General features: G+C 29.4%; 19 protein-coding genes and 1 other annotated feature. Of the genes, 5 read left to right on the top strand and 14 right to left on the bottom strand.

The genetic code is table 11. The features are described from left to right. Nucleotides 1-6 precede the first annotated feature (6 nt). From OIO11_RS16870 to OIO11_RS16845, 6 genes are all read right to left on the bottom strand, one after another. Nucleotides 7-933 carry a patatin-like phospholipase family protein gene (locus tag OIO11_RS16870; RefSeq protein WP_268072649.1) on the bottom strand — a complete coding sequence of 309 codons (927 nt, stop codon included), beginning with the start codon at nt 931-933 and terminating at the stop codon, nt 7-9. Between the two features lie 150 nt (nt 934-1,083). Then, entirely contained in the window at nt 1,084-1,719 is a 636-nt protein-coding gene (gene nth / locus OIO11_RS16865) for an endonuclease III (protein ID WP_268072648.1), read from the bottom strand. 78 nt (nt 1,720-1,797) lie between these two features. Continuing rightward, a complete protein-coding gene (locus OIO11_RS16860) occupies nt 1,798-2,508 on the bottom strand; it encodes a lysophospholipid acyltransferase family protein (RefSeq protein ID WP_268072647.1) in 711 nt (236 codons plus the stop codon). 121 nt (nt 2,509-2,629) lie between these two features. Beyond that, nucleotides 2,630-3,214: a serine O-acetyltransferase EpsC gene (epsC, locus tag OIO11_RS16855; protein WP_268072646.1), complete on the bottom strand. Its 585-nt coding sequence runs from the start codon at nt 3,212-3,214 to the stop codon at nt 2,630-2,632. Between the two features lie 90 nt (nt 3,215-3,304). Further along, nucleotides 3,305-3,609 (bottom strand) — a binding site (T-box leader). Between the two features lie 291 nt (nt 3,610-3,900). Next, complete coding sequence (sleB, locus tag OIO11_RS16850) at nt 3,901-4,611, bottom strand: spore cortex-lytic enzyme (RefSeq protein ID WP_268072645.1); 711 nt, start codon at nt 4,609-4,611, stop codon at nt 3,901-3,903. Between the two features lie 170 nt (nt 4,612-4,781). Beyond that, nucleotides 4,782-6,044, bottom strand: coding sequence for a magnesium transporter (locus tag OIO11_RS16845; RefSeq protein ID WP_268072644.1), 1,263 nt, complete (start codon nt 6,042-6,044; stop codon nt 4,782-4,784). 641 nt (nt 6,045-6,685) lie between these two features. Between OIO11_RS16845 and OIO11_RS16840 the strand changes: the two genes are divergently transcribed. Beyond that, nucleotides 6,686-8,611, top strand: coding sequence for a YgiQ family radical SAM protein (locus tag OIO11_RS16840; RefSeq protein ID WP_268072643.1), 1,926 nt, complete (start codon nt 6,686-6,688; stop codon nt 8,609-8,611). On the opposite strand, the gene OIO11_RS16835 is transcribed toward OIO11_RS16840, so the two are convergent. The 3 genes from OIO11_RS16835 to OIO11_RS16825 all read right to left on the bottom strand — a co-directional run bounded on the left by OIO11_RS16835 (nt 8,612) and on the right by OIO11_RS16825 (nt 10,864). After that, entirely contained in the window at nt 8,612-8,782 is a 171-nt protein-coding gene (locus tag OIO11_RS16835; protein ID WP_268072642.1) for a hypothetical protein, read from the bottom strand. Between the two features lie 548 nt (nt 8,783-9,330). Further along, nucleotides 9,331-10,221, bottom strand: coding sequence for a YegS/Rv2252/BmrU family lipid kinase (locus OIO11_RS16830; protein ID WP_268072641.1), 891 nt, complete (start codon nt 10,219-10,221; stop codon nt 9,331-9,333). 214 nt (nt 10,222-10,435) lie between these two features. Then, nucleotides 10,436-10,864 carry a CBS domain-containing protein gene (locus OIO11_RS16825; protein WP_268072640.1) on the bottom strand — a complete coding sequence of 143 codons (429 nt, stop codon included), beginning with the start codon at nt 10,862-10,864 and terminating at the stop codon, nt 10,436-10,438. A 168-nt stretch (nt 10,865-11,032) separates the two neighbouring features. On the opposite strand from OIO11_RS16825, the gene pssA reads away from it, so the two are divergent. Beyond that, nucleotides 11,033-11,554, top strand: coding sequence for a CDP-diacylglycerol--serine O-phosphatidyltransferase (gene pssA, locus OIO11_RS16820; protein ID WP_268072638.1), 522 nt, complete (start codon nt 11,033-11,035; stop codon nt 11,552-11,554). A 17-nt stretch (nt 11,555-11,571) separates the two neighbouring features. Here pssA and OIO11_RS16815 read toward each other — a convergent pair whose 3' ends face one another. The 4 genes from OIO11_RS16815 to OIO11_RS16800 form a co-directional block, all read right to left on the bottom strand. Next, entirely contained in the window at nt 11,572-11,901 is a 330-nt protein-coding gene (locus OIO11_RS16815) for a hypothetical protein (protein ID WP_268072637.1), read from the bottom strand. 53 nt (nt 11,902-11,954) lie between these two features. Further along, entirely contained in the window at nt 11,955-13,004 is a 1,050-nt protein-coding gene (gene cax / locus OIO11_RS16810; protein WP_268072635.1) for a calcium/proton exchanger, read from the bottom strand. Between the two features lie 75 nt (nt 13,005-13,079). Next, nucleotides 13,080-13,943 carry a hypothetical protein gene (locus OIO11_RS16805; protein WP_268072634.1) on the bottom strand — a complete coding sequence of 288 codons (864 nt, stop codon included), beginning with the start codon at nt 13,941-13,943 and terminating at the stop codon, nt 13,080-13,082. Between the two features lie 163 nt (nt 13,944-14,106). Next, the gene (locus OIO11_RS16800; RefSeq protein WP_268072632.1) at nt 14,107-15,765 is read right to left on the bottom strand and encodes a nucleoside kinase; all 1,659 of its coding nucleotides are present in this window, start codon (nt 15,763-15,765) and stop codon (nt 14,107-14,109) included. Between the two features lie 182 nt (nt 15,766-15,947). Between OIO11_RS16800 and OIO11_RS16795 the strand changes: the two genes are divergently transcribed. The 3 genes from OIO11_RS16795 to fba all read left to right on the top strand — a co-directional run bounded on the left by OIO11_RS16795 (nt 15,948) and on the right by fba (nt 18,120). Then, a complete protein-coding gene (locus OIO11_RS16795; RefSeq protein WP_268072630.1) occupies nt 15,948-16,619 on the top strand; it encodes a YetF domain-containing protein in 672 nt (223 codons plus the stop codon). Between the two features lie 27 nt (nt 16,620-16,646). Next, nucleotides 16,647-17,027, top strand: coding sequence for a DUF4363 family protein (locus OIO11_RS16790; protein ID WP_268072629.1), 381 nt, complete (start codon nt 16,647-16,649; stop codon nt 17,025-17,027). Between the two features lie 166 nt (nt 17,028-17,193). Beyond that, a complete protein-coding gene (gene fba, locus OIO11_RS16785) occupies nt 17,194-18,120 on the top strand; it encodes a class II fructose-1,6-bisphosphate aldolase (protein ID WP_268072627.1) in 927 nt (308 codons plus the stop codon). Between the two features lie 58 nt (nt 18,121-18,178). Here fba and OIO11_RS16780 read toward each other — a convergent pair whose 3' ends face one another. After that, nucleotides 18,179-19,216 carry a nucleoid-associated protein gene (locus OIO11_RS16780; protein ID WP_268072626.1) on the bottom strand — a complete coding sequence of 346 codons (1,038 nt, stop codon included), beginning with the start codon at nt 19,214-19,216 and terminating at the stop codon, nt 18,179-18,181. Nucleotides 19,217-19,410 lie beyond the last annotated feature (194 nt).

Raw genomic sequence — 19,410 nt, 5'->3', positions numbered from 1 at the left:
ACTAATTTAAACCGATACTTTTCTATATTCTTTTATATATTCTTCAAAATCCCACCCTTTCAAAAATTCTTTTGCAGCTCTATATCCAGATTTAAACAAACGTATGCTTTTTTGTTTTGAAATATTAAAATCTGTTACATCTACTCCCAGTGTCGGTATAAATACTGTTCTGCTCTTATCCTCCTGATTTAAACATTTATCATTTCTCTTAGCGCACATTGTATTTGCTACATCCAATAAATAAGCTATAGTATCTGTTTTGCTTTCTAAAGTATTACTTGTAATTACATTTTTAAATTTAAATCCTATAGTTGGGACCTCTGGAATACCATTTATATCAAATATTGAAATCGGATAATTCCAGCATACTCCTCCATCAACAATATAACTAGTGCCACCTTTATACTTTAATTTTATGGGTTTAAAATATAAAGGTATGCTCATACTCATTCTTACAGCTTTTGAAATTTTAAATTCCATTGGATAGAAACCATAATTATAAAGATCGTCAGGAAGAATCAATATTTTCTTCCGTGTTATATCAGAAGCTACAACTTTAAGATTACATTTTCCTTCTTTGCATACATGTTTAAATTTAGAAACCCCTTTCCTTGAAAGCATTTCATCCATCCATCTTTCAAAATAACTTCCAGAATATATAGCTTTTTCTTTTAAAACTCCCAAAGCTTTTCCTACCACTGGAATTTTTTGCACCCTTTCTCTGTCTAAAAATTTCAAAAAATCAGTTTCAGCCATTATATTCTCAATTTCTTTTGCAGTATATCCAGCTGCAATAAAAGAAGCTATTATTGCTCCAACAGAAGTTCCTGCAACCTTTCTCCAATTATATCCCCTTTTTTCAAAATAGTTTAAAGCCCCAATCATTCCTATTCCTCTTATTCCTCCACCTTCAAATACAGCATCGCACTTCATAAAATCTCCCCATTTCTTGTTAAACAATACTTATATTACTATAATATTACTTTTAATATATAATTTGCTTAATATATTTTTATAAAATTTAAAATAAAAAATAATAGATAAAAGCGGTTATTTGTTAAATCAGCGCTTTTATCTATTATTTTAATTCTGCTTACTATTATAGTATTCACAATATGGAGCAATTGGACATTTTTCACATTCTGGCTTTCTCGCCTTACAAATCTTTCTTCCATGCCATATAATATAGTGGTGTGCATCACTCCACATTTCTTTTGGTATATTCTCTCTTAACTGTTTTTCAACTTGGTCAACATTTTTTCCTTCAGCAATACCTATTCTATTTGATACTCTGAAAACATGAGTATCAACTGCAATAGCTGGTACTCCAAATGCATTTGAAAGCACAACATTAGCAGTTTTTCTGCCTACCCCAGGAAGTCTTGTAAGTTCCTCCATAGTACTTGGCACTTGACCATTATGATTATTTATAATAGCCTTGGAAGCAGCTAAAATATTTTTACTTTTATTTCTGTAAAGTCCGCAGCTTTTTATTTTTTCCCCTAACTCACCGTCATTTAAAATTATCATTTTTTCAGGTGTATTGTATTCCTTATACAGTTCTTTTGTTACTACATTAACTCTTTCATCTGTACATTGGGCTGATAATATTGTTGATACTAATAATTCATAAGGAGATTTATGCTCCAATCCGCACTTTGCTCCTTCATAAGTTTCACTTAATATATCCAACACCTTTTTTATACTATCTTTTTCCATTTACATCACCTACACAAAAAAGAGCTAAAACTTAGAATTTCTCTATGTTCTGCTCTTTATATATTCTAAAATTCTTTTTTACTTCTTAGCTGAATACTCACCTCTATATTCTTCTGGTAAAAGCTCAGCTATATTATTCATTAAAAATTCAAGTGCTCTTTCTTCATATTCTCTACCTGTCTCTTCAGCATTTTTCTTAGGTAGAGAGAATGATTTGCCTATTTTAACATTAATATCAGCATAATTAAATTTTTCTTTTTCCATTTTACCTTCCTTATTTATAGGCAAAAGCTTTTCCGTTCCAGTAATCCCCAAAGGCACAATAGGTACCTTGCATATTTTTGCAATTAAAATTATTCCTCTTTTTGCTTTAATTAATTTACCAGTTCTGCTTCTTGTTCCTTCCGGGAAAATAAGCATACTTCCCCCATTTTTAATAATAGAAATAATTCTTTTTATTCCTTCTTTATCAGCAGTATTGGGTTGAATTGGTGTTGTCTTAACTATACTTACTCCCATACTGGTAAGTGAATTACTATTTAACTTTACCCCAGCAACAAAGGTTACATCATCATTTTTTAGAACTCGCTGTAAAATCAAACCATCCGAATTACTTAAATGATTACATACATATATAACTGGTCTTTTAAAATCGCTTAAATTTTCTTCATTTTCTATTCTTATATTAGCATATTTATCTACATATCCATATATTATCTTAGAGGACAAAAACTTAACTACTCCCTTTGGAAGACATCCTATAAGTTTAGTCATAGCTGGTGATATCATTTATCAATTCCACCTTTCTCACTATTCTCCTTAATATACTATATCATAAGTTCAGACTTTTCAAGAGTATATTTTAAATAATTGGAACTAACTCCAGTATAACACAAACTTTTACCCACTGTTATCTATTCATGCATTTACCTATTTCCATATTTTCATACTGATCCATTTTTATTACATTAGGACTTTTCTTTACTACTTTACCTGGTATACCAACCACTGTTGAATTTCCAGGCACATCTTTAAGAACTACTGAATTAGATCCTACCTTTGAGTTATCACCTATAACTATAGGTCCTAAAATTTTAGCACCCGAACCAATTATCACATTGTTTCCAACGGTAGGATGTCTTTTTCCTGTATCCTTTCCTGTACCCCCTAGTGTTACACCGTGATATAGAGTAACATTATCTGCAACCTCTGCAGTTTCTCCAATAACCACTCCCATTCCATGGTCTATGAAAAATCCTTTTCCTATTTTAGCTCCTGGGTGTATTTCTATTCCTGTTAAAAATCTTCCTATTTGTGATATTAATCTTGCCAAGAAAAATATTTTTTTATTATACAATGCATGAGCAATTCTATAAAGTATCATCACATGTACTATAGGATATAGAATTGCTACTTCTAAACCATTTCTAGCCGCTGGGTCATTTTTAACTATATTGTCTATATCATATTTTACTATTTTGAAAAATTTAAGCATTTTTCCACCCTCCATTTGATTAGTTATACTTTATCCTTAGTTTTAAATTTCCACACCCCTATTTATATAAAAAAAGCTTTGTCTCTAAATTCTAGAGACAAAGCTATACTTTGCGGTTCCACTCTACTTGGATATAAAAATCCCAGCTCTTCTTCAAACACCTCTAAATTTACCATTAATACTGTTACTTACACATTAATGTAAGCTGTGCACTCTAAATCGTAAACTTATTTATGTTCTATCACTATAACGGGTGAACCCGCTGCAGCCTACTCAATATTTCGGTGCAAAACTCCAAAGGGCACTTCACATAAACTCAATATAGAAATCTCCCAGCTTACGATTTCCTCTCTGAATATTCAATTTACGCTACTTTCCTTTTTCTCAGTATTTCTTACTATTTCACTAAGGATTATACTTTTATTATATGAAGTGTTAAAGATATTGTCAACCTTATATATAAAAAATTACGCAGTAATTTTTTACAGTAGCCAGTAGCCAGTAGCCAGTAGCCAGTAGCCAGTAGCCAGTAAACAATTATATAATGAATTGCAGCTAGCTGCAATATGGTTAAATAATTCTTCTGCTAAAATTAAAGTTTTGCATTAGCAAAACATCCTTTACTGGTCACTGGCTGCTGATAACTGGTTACTATCAAATAATTCTTCAATCTAAATGAAATTTTACTATCTGCAAAACCTGTGTTTTCCAATAACCTTAATAAGCGGTCTGGACCAAATCCATGAGCTGGTAGCTGTTGCCGGATTAAAATAATATATTGCTCCTCCTGATGGATCCCATCCATTTAAAGCATCTCTTGCAGCTTTAATTGAATCTGGCTGCATTTCTGCATGTACCTGACCATCTACTATAGCAGTAAAGGCTCCGGGCTGATATACAACTGCTGCAATAGTTGACGGGAACTTTGGATTTCTAACTCTATTTAAAATCACAGCACCTACAGCAACTTGACCTTCATAAGGTTCCCCCCTTGCTTCTCCATTAATAAGTCTTGCAAGCAGGATAACATCCTGATTATTTTGTGAAGAGGCTGAAGCTGTGGAATCAGGATTTACAGTTTTAGGATTTATACCCAAAGCAACTAAAGTTCTATTTCCTGTAATTCCATCAACTATAAGACCATTTTTTCTTTGAAAATATTTTACAGATGTATAAGTCTGATAACCATAAATACCATCTATGCCTTTAGTATAATATCCCCATCTTTTCAATTTTGTCTGAATTTCTCTAACTACCTCTCCTCTTGAACCATACTTATATGTTACAGCATTTATAGCATCAAAATAGGGATAAATACATTCTGCCGCAATAACATATGTAAATAATAAGGTCATCACTAAAACGCTTATTCTTTTGAACCCCAACTTTTCCCTCATTTTTTAGCTGCACCTCCTAAAATAAATATACTCATATACCTTTCTATATTTATTTTGTGCAACTTTCTACAAAATACTACATATAAAATTGAGGAAAAAAAATAAGTTAAAAGAAGAAAAAAGAAGTAAATACATATTTTTCACTTCTTTTCTCTTCTTTTAACTATTCTTTAAACCGCTTTTTTTAGCTTTTTTTTAAATTGCTCTGAGAAAACCTCTTCTATTATGTCATTTATAATTACTATTCCCTGAAGTTTTTCTTCATTATCTATAACAGGTATAGTTATAAAATCATATTTTATAAACTTTGTAATAGCAGTTTCCAAATTTTCATCATCAAATAATTTTATTGTTTCTCTTTTCATTATATCCTTCAATTTTAAATTTGAATCTGCAAAAACTAGTTCAGTGAAGGATATAACCCCTTGAAGTTTTTCATTTTGATCAGTTATATAGATATAATGGGATATCTTTTCTTCAGGTCTTATTTCCTTTAGAATTTCTAAAGTCTCTGCTGCTGTTATGTTTACATTAAAAGCTACGAAATCTGTATTCATTATACTACCAACTGTTTCATTTTCATATCTCATCAAATCCCTAACCTTAACTTCATCCTCAGTCTCCAGATTAATAAGCAGTTTTTCAGCCGTTTCTTCATCTAATTCTTCCAAAATATCCGCTATTTCATCATTTGACATATTATTTAAAATATCGGATACCTTAGCTTGATTCATTGTTTCAATTATGTCTGCTTGGATTTCCGGATCAATTTCCTCAAGAGTGTCTGCCGCTAAATGATCATCTAAACTTTCAAGTATCTTATTCCTATATTTTAGATCTACTTCCTCTAAAATGTCTGCAATATCTGCCGGATGCAGTTCAGATATCTTTCTATAGGGTACTGAAATTTTAAGATTATCGTCTATCATTTCCAGTGACTCCACATCATCCCACATTATGACTTTATCCTTAGGCTGTCTCTTTAACATTTTAAAGAAAAACCTAATTACTTTATCCACGGCATACCTTCTACTTAAAGCTAAAAATCCTGTTTCAACAGCTATTACTCTAATTTCTCCACAAATATTAGCTAATCTTAAATCATTAACTCTTACTACTTTTTTACCATTCACATCAACGATTTGCTTATCTAACAAATGTTTTGACAGGAGATAGGAATATGCTCTTGGAATTATATCCTTAACCATTCTTACCTTTATATATATCCTGCCATTCTCCTCATAGAATTCAATATTGCGAAATTCATAATTGTAAACTTCACTGCCTTTTTTTATCTTATATCCTATAGCTTTAGGATATCCATATCCAGTGGTTACATATATGTCGCTAATTTTTCCTATACAGTCATCATATTCGTCGTAAACACTCCTATGAAGTATTTCACTCAAATAGAAACTACTAAGCTTTTTCATGGATATTTCTCCCTTCATATACAGAGGAAAACCCATGCTAAGTTTAGAAAGTATAGTCGCTTTCCAAGTTTAGAGACTAGCTTAAAAGTTCTAATACACTAAAACCCTTAAGCTAATCTCTAAACTCAATAAATTCACTAAACTTCCTCCTTTGTAGCTTCCTCCATATATATTATTCAATTTTAAATTTTTATTTGACCTCCACCTAAGGGGATCACCTTCCATTAACTGTCACCTCTTTTCAAAATAAAAAAGCCTTTCATTCAGGCTCATCTTTCCACTAATACAATTCTATCTTAGCTCAAAATAACTTACCTGAAAGACCAGATAATATTTCTCTTCACTATAAATTATATTATACTTTATTGAAAATGCAACCCACCAAAATAAAATTGCTATGCAATTTTATTTATAGTGACCAGTAGCCAGTGACCAGTGACCAGTAAATATTGATTTGCTAGTTTTTTGTCTTTTTTATTTAATTGAAAGATTTTCTTACCACTGAAAGAAAATCCTCCTTAACTGGCTACTGGTTACTGGTATCTGGTTACTAAAGAAAAGTTCATCGTACTTTTCTTATATTGTTTATATTTTTTCTTCATTATGTTAATATTATTACTAGATTTGGAGGGATACTTTTTATGAAATTAAACAAACAATTTTTACCCATAAGCAAGAAAGATTTAAAAGAACTCAATATAGATCAATTGGATTTCATCATAATAACTGGAGATGCATATGTTGATCATCCTTCCTTTGGTACTGCAGTAATAGGACGCACCTTGGAAAATGAAGGCTTTACAGTTGGTATTATCTCTCAACCTAATTGGCAAGATGTAGAGGCTTTTAGAATTCTAGGAAAGCCTAAATATGGCTTTCTTATAAACTCTGGCAATATGGATTCTATGGTTAATCATTATACTGCTGCCAAAAAGAAACGTAGCACAGATTTATTTTCTCCTGGTGGTGAAACAGGTCATAGACCTGATAGAGCCATTATTGTATACTGCAGCAAAGCCCGTGAAGCCTATAAAGGAGTTCCTATAATAATAGGAGGTATAGAAGCTAGTCTCAGACGTTTCGTTCACTATGATTACTGGGATGATAAACTGAGACGAAGTATCTTAATAGATTCCAAAGCTGATTTATTAATTTATGGAATGGGTGAAAAGACAGTCACTCAAATAGCCAATTTATTAAAATATGGTATGGATATTAAAAATATAACCAATGTTGATGGAACAGTTTTTTCAGTAAAAACTCTAGACAATATTGATAATTATATGGAAGTTCCTTCTTTTGAAGAGTGTGTTGAAAATAAAAAAGCTTATGCTGAGAGTTTTAAATTGGAATATTTTGAACAAGACAGTATAAATGGCAAAAATATTATTCAAAAGCATGGCGATAGATACATTGTTCAGAATAAACCTCAAGAGCTGTTAACTCAAGACGAAATGGATATTGTTTATGACTTGCCATATACTAGAACTTATCATCCAATATATGAATCAAAAGGTGGAATTCCAGCTATTCGCGAAGTTAGATTTTCTATAACAAGTCATAGAGGATGCTTTGGAGGTTGTTCATTTTGTGCTCTTAATTTTCACCAAGGAAGAGCTATTCAACACAGAAGTCAAGAATCAATTATTGAGGAAGCTAAGCTTTTGACAACTTTGGATGACTTCAAAGGATATATTCATGATGTGGGAGGCCCTACTGCAAATTTTAGACATAGCTCCTGTGAAGATCAAAAAGAAAGAGGAGTATGTAAAAATAAACAGTGTCTTTTCCCTAAACCCTGTAAAAATTTAAAAGCGAGTCATAGGGAGTACTTAGATTTACTTAGAAAGGTAAGAAAACTTCCTAAAATAAAAAAAGTATTTATTCGTTCTGGAATACGTTTTGATTACCTTATTGAGGACAAGGACAATACCTTTTTCAGAGAATTATGCGAACATCATATTAGTGGTCAATTAAAGGTTGCCCCAGAACATATAAATGATAAGGTACTTAGGCTAATGGGCAAACCCCAAAATGAAGTTTATGAAAAATTTGAAAAAAAATATTTTGAAATAAACAATAAATTAGGTAAAAAACAATTTTTAGTTCCTTATCTGATATCAAGTCATCCTGGCAGTGATTTGAAGGTTGCAATTGAACTTGCCCTTTATATAAAAAATATGGGTCATGCACCTGAACAAGTTCAAGACTTTTATCCTACTCCTGGTAGTCTTTCAACTACAATGTATTACACTGGTATAAACCCTCTTAATGGTGAACAGGTTTATATACCAAAAACCCATGAAGAAAAGTCAATGCAAAGAGCTCTTCTTCAATTTAGTAAGCCAGAAAATTATAATATAGTAAAGAAAGCTCTTATTAAAGCTCATAGAGAGGATTTAATAGGCTCTGGTAAAAATTGTTTAATACCATCTAATCCTCCAAGGAAAAAAACTAATAAAAATAAATCTAAAAATAATACTAAAAATAATACAGTTAAAAGTAATACTAAAAACAATAACTCTAATACTAAAAACAATAAAAGAACAAAAAAATCAGATAGATAATTATCTACCTGATTTTTTTAATTTATTTACTGAATAATTTAAGGATATTATCCATAATATATCACTTATAGCTATATTTAAGAACACTTCTTTTCCCACAAAAATCAAAATTGCTTCAATTATTAAAATACTAGCAGAGAGTATAACTAAGGAAAGTCCTTTTTTGTTCACATTTTTGTTATAAAGATTCACCGCAAAAATTATGACACACACGTTAAAAAGCATATAAATCACATATGCATACGGTATTTTCATTATTTCTATAAAATATCCATAATATGCATGAACCTTCAAGGTAACAGGACATTTGTAAAGAAAAAAAATATAAAAACACCCTAATAACCCACTAATAAAAAGCATATAAGAAAAATTAATCTTATCATTTCTTATTAATATATAAAATATAATAAAAGCTATCATAGGTACACATATAAAATTTAGAAAATATAATGGTTTCAACAAATATAAGTATCTAATATTTTGTACTATGACCATTAAAAGCATTACTAAATATCTTAATAGCATTCCACTCAAAGCAATAGTACATAAAATTTTCATTTTAATTGGGCAATATCTATTATTTTTCTTAAAACCTTCATATATTACAATGAACATAAACATTATTAATAAAAGATAAATATAAATTTTCAAATTTCCTTCTCCATTTAATTGCTTTTATTAATAATTATTTCATTTCATTCGTAATTATTCATGTTTTTTTATTTTTTAGATTTTACTCCCAAAACCTTAAGACCACCCTGTATACATTCTATGTCAACAGGAAAATCAGGACCTCTCTCACCATCAATATCTGTAACAATTCCTTCATTACATTCTATATGTAGCTTATCTGTTTTAAAATAAATTAATCCCTTAGCACCTTCTAAATGCTCACCTCTTACCATTTTAACAAATAAAGATATTATGTCCTTTATCATTCCAGCTTTTATTATAATTACATCCAACATACCATCTTCAACATCAGCTTTATAGGCAAATTTAAAGTTTCCTGCTGTTTGACCGTTAAATATCATCATCAAATACATATCACCTTCAAAAACCATATGTGCTGAATTTACTTTTATTTTAAGCTTTCTAAAATTAGGTATTTGCTCTATTCCTTTAACATAATAAGCAAGTTTGCCTATGGTATTTTTAAGATTTACATCTGTTTTTTGAGATACATCTGTAAAAAGTCCTGTACTGGCAACATTAATAAAATATTTATCATTTATCCTACCTATATCTAAACTTTCAACCTGACTTTGTAATATTTGTTCACAGGCTTGTTCTACATCAGCAGGCATACCTATAAACTTTGCAAAATCATTTGCAGTTCCTACTGGAAGTATTGCAATAGGCAACTCTATGTCTAATTCTTTCATTATATTTGCAACATTATCTACAGTACCGTCTCCACCAGCTATAAGAATATATTTATATGTATCATCAATTTCTCTGAAAGCATCTCTGAGTTCATAATCTTTGCTTATTCTAAAAGGTACAACTAGATAATCATACTTTTGATGCACTTTAATTACTGTATCAAGATCATCCAATATAGTGTTTTCTCCTGAGAATGGATTGTATATAAACTTAACTTTATCCATGTTAACCTCCCAATTAAATTAACCGATTCTATAAAATTAGCCTTCATTTAGTTTATTATACCTTGAATTAGTTATAATTGACAACTAAGACTACATAAATAAAATTTTACAAAAATAGAACAGTAATGCTAATTATGCATAATACTGTTCTATTTTTATCGAATTTCATTTATAATATCTATTCTTATATTTCTTATCTATTTTCTATTTAATTTTATAAAGTAGGACTACATGGTTCAGATATATTAGTCAAAGCTTCTCCTGCTTCTTCTGTAAAATGTGGTTCCACAGCTAAATCTCCTAAAGATACTATACCAATCAAATGATTATTTTCTACTACAGGAAGTCTTCTTATTTGTCTCTCGCTCATTATTCTTGAAGCCTCATGAACTTCCATATCTGGTGTACCTAAAACTGGATTAGAAGTCATTATACCTCTAACTTTCTCATTGTTTACATTTGCTCCTTCTGCCCCAGCCCTAAGCGCAATATCTCTATCTGTTATTATTCCAATAACCTCTTCTCCATTACATACTGGAACAGATCCAATATCATATTCCTTCATAAGTTGAGCTGCACGTTCTACAGTATCCTCAGCATTTATGCTTGCAACTGTTTTAGTCATTATATCTTTTATTTTCATATAAGACACCTCCTTTATATATTTTAACCAGAGTGTCTATTTTATATTTACGAAATATTAATTTTTTATAAATTTTTATATTTTACTCTTAACCATTTATCTACAATATTATATAATATTGTAGTAAGTATATATTTTTACGGATTAATATTTAGGAGTGATATTTTAATGGCAAAATTAGCAAAAAATGCACTGCCAAATCTTTTTACTTTAGGTAATCTATCATGTGGACTAATATCATTAATAATGACATTTCAGGGTAGTTATCAATTAGCTTGTATTTTTATATTATTAGCATGTATTATGGATAGGTATGATGGACGTATTGCCAGATACTTGAATGTTGTAAGTGACCTTGGCAAAGAATTAGATTCCTTAGCAGATCTGGTTTCTTTTGGAGTTGCACCTTCACTTTTAGTTTTTAATTTGTATAATTTTATGGACTTAGGTCTTAATGGCTACTTATTAGCTTTAATATTTCCTTTATGTGGTGCATACAGACTTGCTCGATATAATTGTACAAACTTCGACGGCGAATTTATGGGAATTCCTATAACTGCAGCTGGAATGTTTATGGCATTATATTCTTTTTTAACTCTTAACAATACAACTCATATTGTGAGAACTGGCTTAATAATGATTTTGCTATCTTATCTTATGGTAAGCAAAGTAAGGATAAAAAAAGTGTGATACAACTATCACACTTTTTATTCTCTAAAGCTCAACTCCTCTTGTATTTCAGTTACAATATGGTCAACATTCATCTTTTCTTTTATAAAATCTGATTTAAACTGACAATATGCCCCATAGTTAAAGCTGGCATCATCTAATATTTTTATAAGATCATCTATAGTTTCCCCTAGCTTCTCAGCTCTCTTTAATGCATCTCTAACATCACTTTTTCTTGATAAAGCAATTTTGTTTAGCTCGTCTGCAGCACCAATTAACAATCTATATGAACTAACTAATTTTCCAAGCAAATCTGTAAGATTATTAACATCTGTATAATAAGTTTCAATTACTTTTCTATGCCCCACTTTATCACCTTGATACTTGATATCATAATAAATATATTAAAAACAAACTATTTTCATACCAAATAATAATATGCCATTGTAATCATTGCATATATAGCTATTAAAATTGCTCCCTCAAGCCAGTATGTTTTTCCATCTTGAAATACGAAAAAAGACATACCTACCGCTATTCCACTCATTAGTATCTGAAAATTACTAAAAACAAAAGTCATTTTCATTCCCATAAAATATGAAAATATTACAAGAAGAGGAGTTACAAAAAGAGCTATTTGGATACTTGATCCTATGGCTATCTCTACACTCATATTTACTCTATTTTGTGCAGCACACATAATGGCTGAAACATTTTCACCTATATTTCCAAGTATAGGTATTAGAATTATCCCTATAAATTCTTGAGATAAATTATAATAATCAACCATGTGTTTAATATTAGATATAAGTTTTTCACTAATGAAAAACAGAAGTGCAGAACTTACTATTATTTCAAGTATTAATATGTTTTTATACTTTGCATCTGTCTTCTTAAGATACTCCTCCTTTTTTTCACTTATTACAAAAAGGTTGCTATGAGTATATAAAGAAAATATAAGTCCCAGTACATATACAGCAATAAGCACTGCTGAAACCTTTATACTTATAGATATTAAAGTATTTAATTGAATCTTACTATATCCATTTAAAGATGCCATTATTACCATAGCAGACATAGCTAAAAGAAACATATTAAAATTAGTTCTTGCTATTATTTTATTAAAAGTTTGTTCTTTATACTTTATACCTCCAATAAAAATTGATATTCCAAGAACTAAAAGCATATTACTTACAATAGATCCTATTAATGCTGATTTAACCATAGGTAGCATTCCAAAACTCACGGACCACATTCCCATCATAAGCTCTGGAAAATTTCCTATGGTTGCTGCTAAAAGACCTCCTCGTTTTTCTCCAATATATTCAGAAATTTTTGAAGTAAGCTCCCCCAGTAAAATAGCAACAGGTATTACCGCTATAGAATATATTATGGTATTTATCAAACTTGAAGAGGTATTTATAAACATAAATACTATAGATATCATTATAAAAACATATAGCTTTTTCATAATATTCATCCATTCCAAACTTATTAGTCCATGTCATTTTATGTTTTCATAATGAAAGTTGTTACTATTTAAATATTAATGATATCTTTTGTTACTATTATTCTTATCAATCTCTTCATATAATTCTGTAATTTGATTTTGTAAAGTTCCATATAAAAGTTTTGACATCAAATCCAAAGCCTTTAATAAAATTACTTTAAATGATTCATTACCTAATTTATCTCCCCCTATCCCTCCATCTATTGAAGCATAAAACATACTAACCTTAACATTGTTATTTGAAGAATTTTGAGGCAACTTATTTAATATTTCTGTAGGAATTATAGTTTCCTCTATATTTTCAATTTCATAATCTCTCTGATTATAAATATTCTTTTTTTCAGATTTTGATATTTCCTGTTGTATTTCTACAGGCAAATTCACTTCATTATAACTATTATCTTTTTCATGCTGTTTAAGGATTATATATATAATTTTTTTTACAGGAGTAGATATATATTTGGGGTCAGTCATCATTTTTTCTATTTTAATAACCATATTCTTTAATTCTTCTTCCGATGGATTGCTTGACTGTTCCAATGTTTCTCTAATTATATTTTTAATATCACTATACTTATTTAAAGCCCATTTATTTAATGCTGCATTAATTGAATCAATAACTTCTTTTCTATCTTTAATTTCTTTCTGTAATTTAATTTTTTTAGAATGTTTAACTGTTAAATTTAATTCATTTGTCAATTGTAAAATTTGATACTGTAATTTTTTAGCCTCATTAGATATAACTTTTCTATTATATAATAAACAATTTAATATATCTCTTGGATTTAAGTCTAATATATTATTAACATTTATATCTTTAAATTTAATATTATTACCATACATGTTATTTGACCCTTTTTTCATGGATGCAGATGTATATTCATTAAACTTTTCATTCATACTTTTTCCTCCTTTTTAGTAGAAATTCCCACTTAACTAAAAAAAGCCTTACTATATTTTATTTAAAATATAGTAAGGTGTGATGGTATAATATAATAAAAAGCTTATACCATTAAGATATAAGCTTTACTAAAGTATATTAAATTAAAATATATCCTTATTTTTAATATTTATAAAAACAGCTTCCTCCAATAAATTCTCTAAGTATAGAGTTATCTTGAACCAATTCTTTTTCTACATCTTCAAAAAAATGTAAAAAGCTTTTTAGTCTCTTAGCTTCATAATATACTGGGCTATCTGGCTTTATTTTCATAAGTTCAGGTTCTGCATATTTTTTTAGTACACAAAGTTCATAAACTAAATTTGAATTAAACATTACATCTGCTTCTTCTTGAAATATAAAAATATTATTTTCCTCTCCTCTTTTTATAGATGACCACATTTTCAAAGTATCCTCTGCACTGTATCCCCTTGACAAATAATCTCTAACTATCCTTCTTATCATTCTTACATCAGTAGTTGATATTCTGTTATGATTGTCCAAATTCAATTGAGTTAACGCATTTATATATATCTTAAATTTATTTTCTCTAGGTATTGAGGCTGTAAGCATCTCATTCAAACCATGAATTCCTTCTATTAAGATTATACCATTTTCAGGAAGTTTAATTGGTTTTTCATGCCATCTTCTTTTGCCAGTTAAAAAATCATAATGTGGAATAATAACGTCTTCTCCCTTTAATAATTGACAAAGATTTTTATTAAAAAGGGGTAAATCTAAAGCATAAATAGATTCAAAATTGTATTCACCATTTTCATCTTTTGGAGTTTTTTCTCTATCTACAAAATAATCATCAAGTGAAATCTCAATAGGTATGAATCCATTTACTCTTAACTGAATTCCAAGTCTTTTTGTAAAAGTAGTTTTACCTGAAGAAGATGGACCAGCAATTAATACAATTTTAGTATTAACCCTTTTATTAATCATATCAGCAATATTTGCAATCTTCTTTTCATGTAATGCTTCTGCCACTCTAATCATAGTAGTTATCTCACCACTATCAACTATATCATTTAAGGATCCTACATCAGCAACATTAAGAATTTCTCCCCATTTTTCTGTTTCACAGAATATTTTAGTTAATTTTTTATAATTAACAAATTCCGGAAGTTTTCTTGGCTGATCTTCTGTAGGAGCTCTAAGTATAAAACCTGGCTCATAATACATTAAATCAAAAATATTAAGACACCCTGTTGAATAAGCCATTACTCCATAAAAATAATCATATCTTCCATCCAACTCATAAAGCTTTAAATTATTAGAATTAACATATTTCAAAAGCCTTATTTTATCCTGCATTCCATATTTGTTAAAAATCTCAATTGCCTTTTGTTTTGTTACAGATATTTTATTGATTATAATATCTTTATCTATAATTTCTTGCATTCTTTTTTTAATTTTTAATATATCACTTCTATTAAGTGGAGCTTCTTTGTGTATTTCTCCAAAAATTCCTTTACTTATAGAATGCTCAATAGTAACCTGAGCATTAGGATATAAATCATAAACTGCTTTTATCAACACAAACTGAAGAGTTTTCAAGTATGCTTTTCTTGCGATTTTATTTGTTATATCTACTCCTTCGAAATAAGCATTTTCATATATAGTCTGACTAAGCTCATGCAATCTTCCATTAACTCTTCCTAGTATGCAGGGAATATCATTTTGCAAATTATTATCTATTACTATTTGATGTAAACTCATTCCTTTATCTACTACAATTTTCTTTCCGTTTTTCAAAGTTAAACTAACTTTCTCCATAATGTTCCTCCTCCCGCACAAAATCTCTCCATATTTTTAACATATTCTTTAAAAATTCAGTCTTATTATTATTATACTTTATATATGAAAAAAAGTGTATTATTCCCATATATATTTTTTGGTTTTTTTGAAAAAATATATATGAGAAAGATTATTTTATTAATAAATTCAGGAGTGATTCTATGTTTATTGTAATGATTAGAACTGCTATTCTTTATATGTTAGTTGTATTAACAATGCGTCTTATGGGAAAACGTCAAATAGGAGAACTTGAGCCTTTTGAACTTGCCATAGCCATTATGATATCTGATTTAGCGTCCCTCCCCATGCAGGACTTAGGAATACCTCTTTTATATGGGATTATACCTATAATTACACTACTCATTCTTCAAACATTAATAACAATTTTAGAATTAAAAAGTGAATTTTTCAGAGAATTAATGACTGGTAAACCTAGTTTAATCATTGCTAATGGGCAAATAGATATAAAAGAACTCCGCAATCAACGATTAACTTATAATGATTTAATAGAAGAGTTACGTCTTAAGGGTTTTTACAATATTCAAGATATAGCCTATGCTGTCCTTGAGACAAGTGGTGAACTGTCAATCATGCCCAAAACCGAAATAACTCCTGCATCAAAAAAAGATTTAAATATACCTGTACAACAAGAAAAACTTCCTGTAACTTTAATTTTAGATGGTAAAATAAATTACAATAATTTAAAAATCATAAATAAAGATATGGATTGGCTGAATTCCAAATTAAGCTCAAATAATATTGCTAATCCTTCAAAAGTTTTTGTAGCTATTTTAAATACTGAAAATAAGATTTTTTTCCAGATGAAAGATTAAATACTAACTGTAAGGAGTATTAAATAAATGAAAAATGTAATAGCCTCATTTATCATTTTTATGATTATGGTTTTCTGTATACTATTCTCAATAAATTATCTTGAAAATACTTGCAACCATTATAAAAATATAATTTGTTCCTTAGAAATTACTATAAAAGACGAAGCATGGGATGAAGCATATAAAACAACTAATATTTTATTGGAGAATTGGAAAAAAGAATCTAAAATCGTTTCAATTTTTATTAACCATGAGTATATAGATGGTATGTATGTGGAATTATTAAGATTAACTCAATATGTAAATTGCAAAAATAAAAGTGATTCTCTCGCTTCAGTACACAGTATAAAGTTTCTAGTGGATGATATTATTGATTTTGAAAAACTCAGTATCCAAAATATTTTTTAAATGTAAACTTTTTCATTTATTTTTTTCCTAAATTCATTTATAATTATAAAGTACTACACTATGGAAAATCTAATAATATTGGGTTATAATAATTGTAGGTGGATTTTGTCCCACGTGGACATTAATCGTCCCTATATATACTATATCATTGGAAGGTGGAATTTATATGGCATTAGTAACAACTAAAGAGATGTTTAAAAAAGCTTACGAAGGGAAATATGCTATCGGAGCTTTCAATATCAACAACATGGAAATATTACAAGGAGTTATAAATGCAGCTAAAGAAAAAAAATCTCCTGTTATTCTTCAAGTTTCAAAAGGAGCTTTAGAATATGCTGGTCCTAAATACTTAAAGGCCATGGTAGATGCTGCAGTAGCTGATACTGGTGTAGACGTTGCTTTACACTTAGACCACGGTCCAGATTTAGAAACTATTAAATTGTGTATCGAAAATGGATTTACTTCTGTTATGTTCGATGGTTCTCACTTCGACTATGAAGAAAACGTAGCTAAAACTATAGAAGTTGTTGAATACGCTCATGCTCATGGAGTAACTGTAGAAGCTGAACTTGGAATACTTGCTGGTGTTGAAGATGAAGTAAGCAGTGACGTTCATGTTTACACTGATCCAGATCAAGCTGTTGACTTTGTTAACAGAACTGGTGTTGATTCATTAGCTATAGCTATCGGAACAAGCCACGGTGCTTTCAAATTTGAAGGAGAAGCTAAATTAAGATTTGATATATTAGAAGAAATTCAAGGAAAATTACCTGGATTCCCAATAGTTCTTCACGGAGCTTCAGCTGTTAATCCTGAATTAGTTGCAACTTGTAATGAATTCGGAGGACAAATTCCATCAAAAGCTAAAGGTGTTCCAGCTGATATGTTAAGAAAAGCAGCTTCAATGGCTGTATGTAAAATAAACATGGATACTGATTTAAGACTTGCTATGACAGCAGGCGTTAGAAAATTATTTGGTGAAAAGCCAGCTGAATTTGACCCTAGAAAATACTGTGGGGCTGGAAGAGACTTAATTAAAAAGATTGTAGAAGATAAAATAGAAGATGTTTTAGGTTCTGCAAACACTTTATAATATACACTTACATAAACAAAGGTGCATTGAATTTTCAAGGCACCTTTGTTTTATAAATTTATTTTTCTGTATAATTGGAAATGTGCTTTATAATCATATTTATACTTCCATCACCATTTCTAATGATTTCAAATCTACTATTATCGTAGTACGCTTCTTCATTTATATATAAATCAATATCCTTATCTATTTTCAATCTTATTCTCTTAAACTTCTTTTCAACCCATTCCCTATCTACGGCAACATTTTCTACTCCACCTTGTTCTTTAACAAATTCAACAAAATTTTGCTTAGTCTCTGTTTCACCTTGAAAAAGTTCTTCTGCTACAGCTTTTACATCAAATTCATCTTCTTCTCTTAATTTTTTCTTAATAGCCGTTCTAACCGACTCTTGGGCCTCTGCATTTTCTTTGAGATTAGTTCTAGTCCATTTTTCTGCTGCCTGAACAAAGCTTTTGGTCTTATCTCTTTCATTATCAATTACAGTACAACCCAGAAAGTTGCTAATAAAATAATTTGAACCATATTCTTCACTATTCTTATTTTTTGTCTGTTTATCTATTACCATAAGATCAAAATGATTTTCTTCCTTCATAGGCTTTATAAAAGTACACTTTTGTAATCTCTGACCACTTGCTGGAAGACCAGCAAATTGAGGTATAATATTTATACCAATTTTATTATCTACAAAATCTACAGTATGAACGTAATTTTTTATATAATCCATTTTTAAAATTCCAAGCAGAGGACCATATTCCGTAGATATAGATAATACTACCAGGTCGCAGGAAGGTATATTCCCCTTAGATCTCATAAGCAAGAACATTTGACTTGCAATCTCTTTAGATACTTCAAGCAAATCATTTTCTCCATATAAAAATTCTTGAGAAATATCTTTAATAACATTTCTCTCCTTATTAAAAACTGCATATTTTAGTTCTTCATCCTTTAAACACTTTTGTATGTGTTTATTCAAAAATGCATATATTTCTTCATTTAAATCTAATTTATATTCATTTAAAATAGCTTCCTCTGAATTATTATCTAAAATATGAACCACTGCTTCATTAATTGTAATTTCATTTATATATTCCATTTTCCTTACCACTCCTAACAAAATAAAAAACACATCCTTTTTAAAAACAGATGTGCACTTATAATTCATTTTTATTATAACACTTAATAAGAAAATTGCGTAGCAATTTTCTTTTTGGCTACTGGTTACTGGTCACTGGCTACTGAAAAGTGCTTCGCACTTTTCTTAAGTTGTGTTATAATCTCAATGTTAAG

The organism is Clostridium sp. ZS2-4 (genome assembly GCF_026719745.1).
Taxonomy (GTDB): domain Bacteria; phylum Bacillota; class Clostridia; order Clostridiales; family Clostridiaceae; genus Clostridium_H.
This window is presented reverse-complemented; position numbering and strand designations above follow the sequence as displayed.